The organism is Polynucleobacter victoriensis, assembly GCF_900187875.1.
GTDB lineage: Bacteria > Pseudomonadota > Gammaproteobacteria > Burkholderiales > Burkholderiaceae > Polynucleobacter > Polynucleobacter victoriensis.
This window is the reverse complement of record NZ_FYEX01000002.1, coordinates 248018-260268: the sequence shown is the minus strand read 5'-3', so window position 1 is coordinate 260268 and position 12251 is coordinate 248018. Positions and strand designations below refer to the sequence as shown.

Genomic DNA, 12251 nt, shown 5'->3' with positions numbered 1-12251 from the left:
CAAAACAATGCAATTTATGTCTAGAACACCAATTTTTGACCAATCAAAAAGTGTTTTATTTCAGAACATCTAAGACAGTTTCAGAGGGGCGACACAACCTAGCTACTTTGCCATTCGACACGATAGGGCGATTGAGCAAAATAGGGTGCTTCATGATGAATGCAATCAACTCATCTTCGCTCCATTTGGGATTGCCTAAATCTAATTCGTCATAGGGTGTGCCTTTTTGACGTAAGACATGTCGCACTGATTCACCTGTGGATTTGATAAGAGTACGAAGTTCTAATTCTGAAGGAGGGCTTTGAAGGTACAAAACCACATTGGGTTCGATACCCATCTCACGAATCTTTTCTAAAACATCGCGGGACGTTTTGCATTTGGGGTTGTGATAAATGGTGATCTTAAGCATGATGAAAATCAGAAACTCAGAAGAAAAATAGATGCCTCTATTTTAATTGTTACTAATCATGAGAGAGCGGATGACCTCCGCTATAATCCTCACTTCAGTTCAAAGACTGCCCATAGCTCAGCTGGATAGAGCACCGCCCTTCTAAGGCGTAGGTCGCACGTTCGAATCGTGCTGGGCAGGCCAAATAGTTACGCTATTCTTCAAATTGCCGTACTAACAGCTCGTTAGCATAAGAGTTCGTAGCAGACAAATCCAAGACCACCGGCTATGGACCAACCACCAGTTCTTTTAAGTTCTCGTTTGGACAATAGAAAATTGCTAGCCTGTGAATCTCTTAAAAGCTGATCAAGGATTTCTTTTGGTTGTTTCTTCCCAATAAAAGCCTCCGCAATTATTCTTTCAATTCGAAATAATGGCTTCATGATGCCGCCTGCTAAAAAGAGGTATTCAAACCAGCCTTTTTTTACCATGCGTTCTTGAGACATTTGAACTGTATCGTGCGTTGGAAGAATCAGCGATTCAAGAGCCTGAGATCTTTTTTTAAATAAGATCTGGAGATTACCCTGATCTTCAACGTCTACCACCTCAAAATAACGACTAGCCATGCTGATTAAGGTGTGCTTTGAGTAATAAAAGAGATGTGCTTTGAAGTAGATGTTATGGGGTGATGCATCAGCCTGCAAAATATTCGGTACTTCAATATACAAATAACCATTTTCTTTAAGGCTTTGATGTAACTTTTTCATCACCTCATGTGGTTTTGCCATGTGCTCGAATACATGGAATAGGGTCAATATGTCTGCAGAGGAGTCTTCGACATCAGAGAGCATGGCTGTTTTAACTTCGACGCCATATTGTTCTTTAGAAAAATTGGAGTATCCAATGTTTGGCTCAATTCCACGTGCCGCTAGGCCAAATTGCTGTGCGATATATACAAATTCACCGCCACCTGCACCAATATCAATTAATGTTTGCTTATTTAGATCCAGGTTTTTTTGTAAGAAGCGAATACGTTTAAGCGCTGCCTGGCCAGCCCTATGAACATACTTTGGTTTGGGTGAGTAAGTGCTTTTATAGTCTTGGCGATAGTTGTGGGAGTAATAAATTTTTAGTTCTTCATCACTAGGAATATTCTTCTGTGCAACAAGACTGCAGTCTGGGCAAGATGAAATATCCAATGGGGCTTGAGTTTTGGCATCTATCTTTTTCGAGTGAACCAATTTCTTTGATTGGCAAAGTTGGCAAGATTCGCTCATGCTGTCTCCATTGTTTTTAGATATGGAACAACTTTATCAGGATTAATCTTTGTAAGATTTTCCGGTAATTTAAAGGGTTATTTTTTGAAGGTTAATTGTGGGAGGCGTCAAGATGCAAAAAATTGAGCAGTTCAGGGCGTAGGCCGCACGTTGGAATCGTACTGGGCAGGCAAAGTCCCCTGTAGCCCATTCGATAGTAATTCCCAAAGTTATTAATACTCTCGACTGTGAGTAATCATTTGGCTCATGTTTTTCATGACTATGTCTTAATGTATTTCTTGGGTATCCCCCTTAATTTTCTGTGATTGATATAAAGTTTTAGAAAGACAAAGGAGGAGTGGTGAGAAAAATAATTTATAGCCTTTTAGTAGGGTCAATAGTTTTTAGTTCTATTCAGCCACATGCCAAAGATATTGACTGGCCCATGTATGGTCTTGACTACAGTCATCAACGTCATTCTCCACTAACTCAAATCAAAGCCAGTAATGTGGCAAATCTTCAGTCAACATGGCGTGTACACACTGGCGTAAAAGCATCATTTCAGGCAACGCCATTGGTTGTTGATCGTGTGATGTATGTGTCTTTGCCATTCAACCACGTCTTGGCTCTTGATGCAGTGACTGGTAAAGAAATTTGGCGATATCAACATCAGCGTAAAAAAGATTATCGATTATGTTGTGGGCCGGCTAATCGAGGTGTGGCGGTTAGCGATGGCAAGGTATTTGTAGGAACTGTAGATGCACGACTAATTGCACTAGATGCTCGCACTGGAAAAGTTGTCTGGGATATTGAAGTTGCAGACGGTTCAAGTGCAAGTGCAGAAAGTATTCAAACTCTACAAGATGGTGACAAATTAAAAAATAGTTCGATTGCTGGTCAATCGGGTATTGGTATTGCCATGGCTCCCATCGTTTATCAAGGTAAGGTGCTAGTAGGTATCACAGGCGTAGGGTATGGTTTGCATCTTGATTCGGAGCGGGAGGGTGCGCCCTTGGGTGCAGTCGTGGGTTTTGCTGGAAGCTATGGACGCGCAGGATTTTTAGCAGCATTTGATGTGAAGACAGGCCAAAGAATTTGGCAATTCGACACCGTTGCGCCACAAGCTTGGGAGGGGACATTTACAACAACTACCCCTGATGGCGTGCCATTAAATCGAGATATAAATCTCGAAAAAAATAATTTACATCGTTATCCTGATGCTGCTAAGTATGGTGGTGGTTCGGCATGGACGACGCCTGCTATAGATACAAAGCGTGGCTTATTGTATTTTGGTACTGGTAATCCATCGCCACAAATGGATGACACATCTAGACCAGGTGACAATCTCTACACCATATCTTTGGTTTGTTTAGATATTCATACGGGAAAAATTCGTTGGCATTATCAACAAGTGCCTCATGATTTATGGGGTTATGATGTGGCTAGCCCAGCAATCCTATTTGATTACGAGGTTCAAGGTAAAAAAATACCTGCAGTAGGGCAAGCATCGAAAGTTGGTTGGTACTATGTCCATGATCGCGTGACGGGTCGGTTGCTCAAAAAATCTGAAGCTTTTATTCCTCAGACCAATCTATTTGCTCGACCAACTCCTGAGGGTATAGTGATTACACCTGGTGCAGTAGGTGGTGTTAACTGGACGCCGACCGCTTTAAATCCTAAGACTCTCACAGCATTTGTGCCGGCGATTCATTGGCCAGTTAGATATTCTAAAAAAACAATACCAGCTAAAGGCGATAAACCATCACTGGATTACTCAACTCTTGAGCTATTGATGGATGAACCACGTTGGGGGGTATTGTCTGCTGTAGATTTAAAAACTGGAAAAATGAAATGGCAAGTTAAGACTCCAGAGCCGTTGGTAGGTGGTTTACTATCAACTGCAGGTGATCTGATTTTTGTGGGTGAGGGCAATGGCTCATTGAATGCGTTTGATGCGAAAAATGGTCATCGTTTGTGGACGACCACCTTATCCGCTGGAGTGAATGCTCCGCCGATTACATATCAAATTGATGGAATTCAATACATAGCAGTTGCAGCCGGTGGTAACCAGTTGTTTGGATTTAAACAAGGCGATGAAATACATGTTTATTCCTTACCTAAAAAATAGTCCATGTTATGAATTACTCTGTTAACCAGCACAGTAATTCATAACCAATTAAGCACAAGAATTAGGTCGTACGTTCGAATCGTACTGGGCAGGCCAAGTCTCTCGGGCTTGATCAAAAATCTCAAAATTAATATGTTTCAACAAGGCTCATGATATTGATTGACTGTGATTAATCATGCACGACTGTGTTTCTAGGTGATTTTTATCTGGTTCTACGGCATCAATCCTTTGAGACTATCAGCGACTCATGGTGATTTGTCGGGAAAACCGACATTTATTAAGATGGAGTTAATATGGTCGTATAGCCATACTTTCTCTTATTTTTGATAACTATGAAATTCGCACTTGTTAACAGTCAACGTGAAGAAGCTCAATCTCAGTTGAAGGGGACATGTCTTGGCTGTGGTAATCCAGTTGTGGCTAAATGTGGTGAACAGCGTATTCATCATTGGGCTCACAAGGCAAAAATTCAATGTGATCCGTGGTGGGAAAAAGAGACTGAATGGCATCGATCATGGAAAAATCAGTTTCCTGAGGATTGGCAAGAAATAGTTCATATTGCGGATGATGGTGAAAAGCACGTAGCAGATGTCAAAACTCAAGATGGCTGGATCATTGAATTCCAACATTCCTACATCGCACCTGAGGAACGTCGCTCCAGGGAAAGTTTTTATAAAAAGTTAATTTGGGTTGTTGACGGAAATAGGCGAGCAAGAGATAAAACTCGTTTTATGCAAGTTGTGAAACAGTCAGGACCTAATAATCTTTGGCCTCAATTACGTGTGACATTTGCAGAGGGAGCTATTTTTAGAGATTGGATAGCTAGTACGGTGCATGTTATCTATGATTTCGGTGTGGATGATCTATGGTGCTTGTTTCCCCAGAGTAATGAGTTGTGGGCTTATATTTTGCCAATTCCCAGGGTGGAGTTTATTGAAAGACTGAGATCAAGCAGTTTGAGTCCATTTGATGATGTTGTTCGTAAGTTCAAACTTTTTTTAGATAATTACAAATCGCCGAGACATCTAGTTCAGGGCCTATAAATATGTCGGGAAAACCGACATCTAATAAAAGCGATTTGATTTACAGCAAATGAATTCCGAAGTTTTTCATTAAGAGTGCAAATAAACTAAAGCAAATGATCGTGATTAGGATGCTAGCCGCGATTGTTAGCCCAAACCCAATTTTTGGAAGTAGGTAAGGGAATAGTAGAAACATCGGTAGTGTTGGAATTACATACCAAAAAGTGTAATAAGCGTGGTTTGCTATTTTCTCTTCCGATTGATTTTCAATGAATAGCCAAGTAAGAGTAAGTAGCGTCATCAAGGGCAATGCCGCAATCAATCCTCCTAACTTATCGCTCCGTTTGGCAACTTCAGTAATGAATACAACCATTCCGGCTGTCAGCAAGTATTTGGTGATAATCCAAGTCATGATTTAACAAATATATTAAAAAGGAATAAAATGAATTATGCGTCGGATTTGTGCGTTTTTATGCCTCTCCATATTTGTTAGCCTCATTCATGCGGGCAGTATGTCTGCGTCATATGAGTCTTTAGGGGATACTCATGTTCAGCATGTGGTTCAACATGACTGTCATACAAATGCCGACACCAAGATTGAAAAGTTACAATCAACCAATCATCAAACTCACCACCAATGCTGTTTGGGGGTAGTCGCTAATCTATCTACAAATCAATACAAGCAACCAGACTTTTCAAGTCACTTTGTTGCGTGGGTTCCTCAATTAGTTGTTGAGGCGATCCCTAATCACATCTTCAAGCCTCCAAGACAATTTAGTTAATTTTTGTTTTAACTAATTTTTGTGGCACTAAGCTACGGTTATCTATTGGAGAAATATATGAACATGACTCACTACATGGAGTTATTGGCTGTTAATCAGCCTTGGAACTTGATTATCTTTATGGCTATCCCAGTCATCTTGGCTGAGACTTTGGCAATTACTGAGCTGTATCTACTCTTTACTCGTAAGTTCGATGGGGCGGTCTATTACCTCAATCGTTTTGCTGGTATTGCGGTAGGCATTTACTTTGTAGGCATCATCATCTACATCATGACGAATGCCGTCATACCAATTACCAAAGCAGGCGAATGGAGAACGGTCATTGATGTGATTGCTGTTGGGACATATCTTATTGCTGGCTTGCCGCTGATTTGGATTGCTTTACAAGAGATGGGTTTAGTCAATAAGGCGTTGGATCAAATGGGTAAATTAAAAATCCATGCGATCTGCGTTGCCCTGTTTCTAGTGTTCGGTCATATTGCCATGATTGCTGGCATGCTTGACCCATCCATTCTTGGTTATAAAGGAGCAGGTGCTCATCAAATGAGTTCTGGTGCTGATAGCCATGAGTTCTGTCATCCCGAAGAGCATGAAAAGATGATGAAGCAACATCAGAAAATGATGGGCAATATGCCTACCAATCAAATGCCAATGAATGGCGGACAGATGCCCGAGCAAATGAAACAAAACATGCCGATGAATAACCAAGGACACAATCATTAATCAGGAGATTGCCCGCAAGGGCAATCTTTACTCAAAGAAAGTGATGGTTAAAAGATGAAACAAGTAAATCAACAAAGAAGACTTATTTCTTTAGGGCTAGTTTTATTGCCTACGCTCAGTTTCGCGGCTACTGAAAACCCTGTTATTACGATGTGGAAGAGCCCTACTTGTGGTTGTTGTAAAGATTGGGCTGACCATGTTGAAAAGAATGGTTTTGCTGTCAAAACTTATACAGATGGTAATGATGAGATTCGTAAGAAGCTAGGAATGCCTATTCAATTTGGCTCTTGTCACACCGCATTAATTGGCGGCTATGCCATTGAAGGTCATGTGCCTGCTAAAGAAATTAAGCGACTATTAGCAGAAAAACCTATAGCCATTGGCCTAGCCGTTCCAGCTATGCCTGTTGGCTCTCCGGGTATGGATGGCCCTGAATATAAAGGGAGAAAAGATCCATATGATGTTTTATTAATTGGGATGAATGGAAAACCAAGCGTTTACCAGTCCTATAGATAAAGGAATACAAATGAGTGAAATTAATTTAAATGTAAGTGGCATGACTTGCGGTTCTTGTGTAAAGCATGTGACTAGTGCCCTTAAAGCATTAGATGGTGTTGGCGATGTAAATGTTGACTTAGCCGCTGGCAAGGTAAAAGTGACAAGGGCTACCGATAAGACGGATGATTTGATTGCCGCATTAATTGAGGATGGTTATCCAGCTCAACTGGATACTGGTGGTACCACTCAGGCCAAGCAGGGTGGTGGCTGTGGTGGCGGGTGTAAGTGTTCGTGATGTCGTTTTAAACGACATTCCTAGATAGAGTCAGACATCCTGGGCCCTGGTCGATTCCGCCCCGGGCCACCAAGAATCTATAAACCACCTTCGGGTGGTTTTTTCGTTTGTGAGATTGCTTGCTTGATTACACAGCTTTAAGGTATTCGTCTTAATTCTTTCAGTACTTCTACAGAGAAACGATTCGCCAATTCATCTTCGGGTGTGAAAGATTGACCCCAACCTTCTTTGTTATATATCTCAATTGCTTCGCTATCCCTTGCGCGAATAAAGATTGATATCTTTGGGTTGAGGGTTCTAGCAGTTTCTACCATTTTGCTGATATCAATCGAGTCCTGCGAGGCAATCACCATGATGGCAGCATTTGCAATGTGTGCCTGTATGAGTACGAATGGATCAGACGCATCTCCAGACACAGCTGGCGTTCCAGATTTTCTGAGGCTCTCAACAATCGAGCGATCCTTCTCGGCTACCACACAAGAAACACCTTCCGCCTTTAACTTTTCAAGCACTCTTTTACCAACACGACCTTGACCAACAATCACCACCTGTCCAGTCAGTAGAGATTCTTGTGTAGAAGTTGGCAGTAATGCTAAAGGATCCATGCGTTGATCTAAATTTCTTGCAAGGGCTGAGCGCTTTCTGGCCCAATTGATCAAAGGTGAAATGCTGTCGAACAAAAACGAATTAAGGGCAATCGAGATGATTGCTCCTGCAAGAATCAGGCTATAGGCTTCGTTTGGAATGAGGTTCATGGCCAAGCCCATTCCCGCAAGAATGAAAGAGAACTCTCCGATTTGAGCCAAGCTGATACCAACGGTTGCCGCAGTGTTGAGTGGGTACCTGAACAGTAAAACAAGGGCCATAGCAGCCAATGTTTTTCCAATCAAAATAATAAAAATCACAATAAGAAGTTTGAGCGGTTCGTGCCACAAAATTTGTGGATCAAATAGCATTCCTACCGATACAAAGAAGAGTACGGCAAAAGCATCTCTGAGGGGTAGAGATTCATCAGCGGCTCTTTGGCTTAACTTAGATTCGCCAAGCATCATGCCGGCAAAGAATGCCCCGAGAGCAAAAGAGACATCGAATATTTTTGCTGCTAAGAAAGCAATCCCGATTGCAGATGCAATCACAGCTAGTGTGAATAATTCTCTAGAACCATTCTTTGCTACTAACCACAAGATTTTTGGGAGTAGTCTTTTACCAATGACCAACATGAGCACGATGAACGCAGTGACCTTGGCCAAGGTAATGCCGATTGGTTTGAGCAGTTCATCGATGTTGCCGCTGGCAGCATTGATGCCATCATGTTGAAGTAATTCAGCCAATACAGGAAGAAGTACCAAAGCCAACACCATCACCAAATCTTCTACAACAAGCCAACCCACGGCTATTTTTCCGTTGGACGTGCCCAAGAGCCCTTTGTCTTCGAGTGCTCGCAATAAAACGACCGTACTTGCAACGGACAAACTTAAGCCAAACACGATGGAGCCCAATAAAGACCAACCCCAATAATTGGCAACCAAAAAGCCAAGGACTGTTGCAACTATCATTTGAAAAAGCGCGCCAGGGATGGCGATTTTTTTGACAGACATCAAGTCGCCAATTGAGAAATGCAAGCCCACCCCAAACATCAGAAGCATCACGCCGAGTTCGGCCAATTGCATCGATAAACCAATATCAGCGACAAAGCCCGGAGTTGCAGGGCCAATAAGTACGCCTGCTAGTAAGTAGCCGACCAACGGCGGCATTTTCAGATAAGTGACCGCAAACCCCATGATGAGGGCCAAACTAAATCCGGCTGCAAGAATGGCAATAAGGCTTACGTCATGTGGCATGTATCTGACCCCTTAATACTGTTGGAGTTTTATAAAGCACAATAATAATTCACTATATCAAAAGGGGTATTTGGGTTGTTAAATTAACTTAATGCTTTGGTTAATGATTAAGGGATCGCAAGTAGTGTCGTTTTAAACGACATTCCTAGATAGAGTCAGACATCCTGGGCCCTGGTCGATTCCGCCCCCGGGCCACCAAGATTCGCACACCACCTTCGGGTGGTTTTTTACTTTTGAGCCCTGAAACTTGGAAGATGCCAATTTTTATATAAGGCAATCGCTCGAATTGTGAAAATAAACACAAATGAAATCACGGCAGCCGTAGAGTTGTCTAATAAATAAGAGCTCAAAAAGATATATAAACCGCTACCAGCAAAAGCAATTACCGCATAGGGACGATTGTCAGAAAATAGCTGTGGAATTTCTCCGCACACGATGTCGCGCAAAGCGCCACCAAACGTTGCAGAAATGACGCCTAGCAAAATGGCCACAATGACTGGCATATCAAATTGAAGAGCAATTTGAGTGCCTAGGATGGTTGCCAATGCCAAGCCCATTGCGTCAGGTAACTGAATCATTTTTTCGGTATACACCAGATGCTTGTTCTTAATAAACCAAATACTCACAACTGTTAAACCAATGATCACCCAGAGCCAGTAAGAGTGTTCAACCCAAAAGAATGGTCTGCGGTCTAAAAGAATATCTCTCAATGTACCGCCACCAAAAGCTGTTAAACCAGCCACGATACTCACGCCAACCAAATCCAATTTTTTTCTTAAGGCAGCTATCAATCCTGATGCGGCAAATGAAAAGATACCAATCAGCTCAATGATTTCTTGAAAAAAACTAAGGGATGGGGTGCTGAACATAGAAAAATCTTACTTAGGGTTGATGTACCTATTATCACCATTTCTATAAATTTTTGTAACTAAATTTACGGTCATTCTTATATGAAGGCTTTGTGACGCCCGAAATGTTTTTTTGTAGAAGATACCCCTTCGCCTAATAGGGCGTTTGACATTAGTTCATATATGGACTATATTAGTACGTATATGAACTTTCTTCCTATCATTAAAGAACTCGCTAGAGCCTATCAAGAATTTGAGGGCTACTCCTCCGCCCATATTCGAGGGTTGGGACTATTGCCCGTCCAGTTTGATGTGATTGCCACGCTGGCCAATCAACCGCCCATGAGCTTTAAGCAGTTGGGAGAAAAGACTTTAATCTCTAAAAGCTCTTTAACAGGTGTTGTAGAAAGAATGGTTCAAAAGGGATTTATTGCCATACAAGAGAATCCTGATGATGCTCGAAGTCATTTGCTCAAGTTGACTACTAAAGGGCAAAAGACTTTTGAAAAAGTATTTCCAGATCATTTGAAGCATCTTGAGTTGGTGTTTCAAAAGCTCTCAAAAAAAGAGGCTAAAGAAGTTGAAGAGTCTCTCAAGTTATTAAGAACGATTTTTACTAAGTAAAGGAATCATCATGAAACCCCATATTGCTCAGAAAGCTCCTCATACCGTAGAAGTAACTGCTGGTCAAACTTATTACTGGTGTTCTTGTGGCCTAAGCAAGAATCAACCATTTTGCGACGGAAGTCATAAGACTACCGAGCTTACTCCAGTTGCGTTTACAGCAGATAAGACTGAGACCGTTTACCTTTGCGGCTGTAAACATAGTTCCAACGGTGTGTTTTGTGATGGCAGTCATAACAAGCTCTAAGAGCCTCTATATCAATTTATAAAAAAGGAAAATTATGAAGAACTTGGAAAATGTATTAAACCTACTAGGTCGTATTGCCATTGCCGCATTGTTCCTCCCAGCGGGTCTCAATAAGTTAATGGGCGTTGAGGGTACAACAGGTTATTTTGCGTCTCTTGGTTTGCCTGCTGTAGCAATCTTGGTTTGGGTAGTTATTGCTATTGAAATCTTAGGCGGCCTTGCTTTAATTCTTGGGTATCACACTCGTTTTGTAGCAATCAGCCTTGCAATCTTTACTGTACTGGCAAGTATTACTGGCCACGCATTTTGGGCCGCTCCAGCAGATGCCGCATTTATTGCTCAGTTATTATTCTTTAAGAATATTGCTGTAACTGGTGGATTGTTGGTATTGGCTTCATCAGGTGCTGGTTCCATTAGCATTGATGGCTGCAAGGCATAAGTGGAATTAACTAAGACTATCAAAACACAATAACGCCCACTTGTTTACTGTTGTGTTCCCCCGCTTTAATTACCATCCTTGAGGGGGCGTTCTAGCCCCCATTTTCTTTGCTAGTTAATGTCGTTTTAAACGAAATTCTTGATTATGGTTGTATAGCTAACTAATTTGTGCTATAGTGAGACCATGTTTGAACAATGCCTTTACTTCAATACCACTTCACTTGCTCGTAAATTGGAGCGGGAATGGACTTTGGCATTTAAATCCTTTGGTCTGACGCCTTCCCAAGCATTTATGTTGAGAGTGATATTGGATAAGCCGGGCTCTTATCAAAATGCTCTAGCTAAAGAAATGAATATTACTAAGCCTACAGCTTCTAGAGGTTTGGATGGATTAGAAAAGTTGGGGTTAATTGAAAGATTGCCATCAGCCGATGATGCTCGTGAAATGGAGATTCACCCAACTAAGAAAGCTAAGGCAATCAAAGATAGCATCAATACGGCCAGCGGTGAAGTTACAAAGAAGCTTAAGAAATTGTTGGGTACTAGCGAATTTTTAGATGTTGTCGGTAAGTTAAGGGGAATAAGTGAGGTTTTGTAGCGCCCCAATTTTTTTGATCATATAGTTGTATAGCTAACTAATTAGGAGAATGTTATGCCCATCTTGAACGTCAAAGTCAGCGGTAAAAAATCAATAGAAACTACTAAGCAAATCAACGAATTACTATTAGATCTGACCCATAGAGTCTTGGGAAAGAAGAAAGAAGTCACAGCGATTGCTATTGATTATGTAGAGCACGATCAATGGTTTGTGGGTGGTCATCTATTGAGTGAGCAGGGTAAAAATAGCTTTTACTTTGATATCAAAGTTACAGATGAAACTAATACAAAAGATGAAAAGGTCCAATACATCAAAGAGGCATATAGGGGTTTTGAGCGAATTCTAGGCAATCTTCATGAAGAGAGCTATATCTATGTTCAGGATGTGAGAGCGGCATCTTATGGCTATGGCGGTAAGACTCAGGAATACAGATATCACAATTGATTGTTGGATAGAGCATCCTAGGCCCTGGTTCGATTCCGCCCCGGGCCACCAAAATTCTATAAACCACCTTTGTATAGTGAGTTTTTATTTGTCGGTTTTCCCGACATCTTCCATATGTC

16 protein-coding genes and 1 tRNA gene are annotated in these 12251 nt (G+C 41.5%); 12 read left to right on the top strand and 5 right to left on the bottom strand.

Annotated elements, in window-relative coordinates:
* Positions 1-55: 55 nt before the first annotated feature.
* On the bottom strand, positions 56-409 hold the full coding sequence (gene arsC, locus CFR83_RS07640; protein WP_088813468.1) for an arsenate reductase (glutaredoxin): 354 nt from the start codon (positions 407-409) through the stop codon (positions 56-58).
* Between the two features lie 106 nt (positions 410-515).
* On the opposite strand from arsC, the gene CFR83_RS07635 reads away from it, so the two are divergent.
* Positions 516-592 (top strand) — tRNA-Arg (locus tag CFR83_RS07635).
* Positions 593-633: 41 nt separating this feature from the next.
* On the opposite strand, the gene CFR83_RS07630 is transcribed toward CFR83_RS07635, so the two are convergent.
* Positions 634-1665 (bottom strand): class I SAM-dependent methyltransferase, encoded by a 1032-nt coding sequence (locus CFR83_RS07630; RefSeq protein WP_088813467.1) that lies wholly within the window; start codon positions 1663-1665, stop codon positions 634-636.
* Positions 1666-2005: 340 nt separating this feature from the next.
* Between CFR83_RS07630 and CFR83_RS07625 the strand changes: the two genes are divergently transcribed.
* Together CFR83_RS07625 and CFR83_RS07620 are read left to right on the top strand one after the other, a co-directional pair.
* Entirely contained in the window at positions 2006-3772 is a 1767-nt protein-coding gene (locus CFR83_RS07625) for a pyrroloquinoline quinone-dependent dehydrogenase (protein ID WP_207758575.1), read from the top strand.
* Positions 3773-4104: 332 nt separating this feature from the next.
* Positions 4105-4815, top strand: coding sequence for a competence protein CoiA (locus CFR83_RS07620; RefSeq protein ID WP_088813465.1), 711 nt, complete (start codon positions 4105-4107; stop codon positions 4813-4815).
* Between the two features lie 40 nt (positions 4816-4855).
* Here the strand turns inward: CFR83_RS07620 and CFR83_RS07615 are convergent, their stop codons facing one another.
* On the bottom strand, positions 4856-5206 hold the full coding sequence (locus CFR83_RS07615) for a DUF3147 family protein (RefSeq protein ID WP_088813464.1): 351 nt from the start codon (positions 5204-5206) through the stop codon (positions 4856-4858).
* Between the two features lie 37 nt (positions 5207-5243).
* On the opposite strand from CFR83_RS07615, the gene CFR83_RS07610 reads away from it, so the two are divergent.
* Genes CFR83_RS07610 through CFR83_RS07595 form a run of 4 tightly spaced genes read left to right on the top strand, consistent with a single transcriptional unit; the run spans position 5244 to position 7092 of the window.
* The gene (locus CFR83_RS07610) at positions 5244-5576 is read left to right on the top strand and encodes a hypothetical protein (RefSeq protein ID WP_133062470.1); all 333 of its coding nucleotides are present in this window, start codon (positions 5244-5246) and stop codon (positions 5574-5576) included.
* A 57-nt stretch (positions 5577-5633) separates the two neighbouring features.
* Positions 5634-6299, top strand: coding sequence for a DUF6803 family protein (locus CFR83_RS07605; protein ID WP_207758574.1), 666 nt, complete (start codon positions 5634-5636; stop codon positions 6297-6299).
* A 54-nt stretch (positions 6300-6353) separates the two neighbouring features.
* A complete protein-coding gene (locus CFR83_RS07600; RefSeq protein ID WP_088813462.1) occupies positions 6354-6815 on the top strand; it encodes a DUF411 domain-containing protein in 462 nt (153 codons plus the stop codon).
* A 10-nt stretch (positions 6816-6825) separates the two neighbouring features.
* Positions 6826-7092: a heavy-metal-associated domain-containing protein gene (locus CFR83_RS07595; protein WP_088813461.1), complete on the top strand. Its 267-nt coding sequence runs from the start codon at positions 6826-6828 to the stop codon at positions 7090-7092.
* Between the two features lie 137 nt (positions 7093-7229).
* Here CFR83_RS07595 and CFR83_RS07590 read toward each other — a convergent pair whose 3' ends face one another.
* Both CFR83_RS07590 and CFR83_RS07585 read right to left on the bottom strand, forming a co-directional pair.
* Positions 7230-8933: a cation:proton antiporter domain-containing protein gene (locus CFR83_RS07590; RefSeq protein ID WP_088813460.1), complete on the bottom strand. Its 1704-nt coding sequence runs from the start codon at positions 8931-8933 to the stop codon at positions 7230-7232.
* A 227-nt stretch (positions 8934-9160) separates the two neighbouring features.
* Complete coding sequence (locus tag CFR83_RS07585) at positions 9161-9802, bottom strand: trimeric intracellular cation channel family protein (protein ID WP_088813459.1); 642 nt, start codon at positions 9800-9802, stop codon at positions 9161-9163.
* A 183-nt stretch (positions 9803-9985) separates the two neighbouring features.
* On the opposite strand from CFR83_RS07585, the gene CFR83_RS07580 reads away from it, so the two are divergent.
* The 5 genes from CFR83_RS07580 (at position 9986) to CFR83_RS07560 (ending at position 12132) form a co-directional block, all read left to right on the top strand.
* Entirely contained in the window at positions 9986-10405 is a 420-nt protein-coding gene (locus tag CFR83_RS07580) for a MarR family winged helix-turn-helix transcriptional regulator (protein ID WP_088813458.1), read from the top strand.
* A 10-nt stretch (positions 10406-10415) separates the two neighbouring features.
* Positions 10416-10652 carry a CDGSH iron-sulfur domain-containing protein gene (locus CFR83_RS07575; RefSeq protein ID WP_088813457.1) on the top strand — a complete coding sequence of 79 codons (237 nt, stop codon included), beginning with the start codon at positions 10416-10418 and terminating at the stop codon, positions 10650-10652.
* Between the two features lie 31 nt (positions 10653-10683).
* The gene (locus CFR83_RS07570; RefSeq protein ID WP_423808384.1) at positions 10684-11091 is read left to right on the top strand and encodes a DoxX family protein; all 408 of its coding nucleotides are present in this window, start codon (positions 10684-10686) and stop codon (positions 11089-11091) included.
* A gap of 183 nt (positions 11092-11274) precedes the next feature.
* Positions 11275-11688: a MarR family winged helix-turn-helix transcriptional regulator gene (locus tag CFR83_RS07565; RefSeq protein ID WP_088813455.1), complete on the top strand. Its 414-nt coding sequence runs from the start codon at positions 11275-11277 to the stop codon at positions 11686-11688.
* A gap of 54 nt (positions 11689-11742) precedes the next feature.
* Entirely contained in the window at positions 11743-12132 is a 390-nt protein-coding gene (locus CFR83_RS07560; RefSeq protein ID WP_088813454.1) for a tautomerase family protein, read from the top strand.
* The last annotated feature ends 119 nt before the right edge of the window (positions 12133-12251 follow it).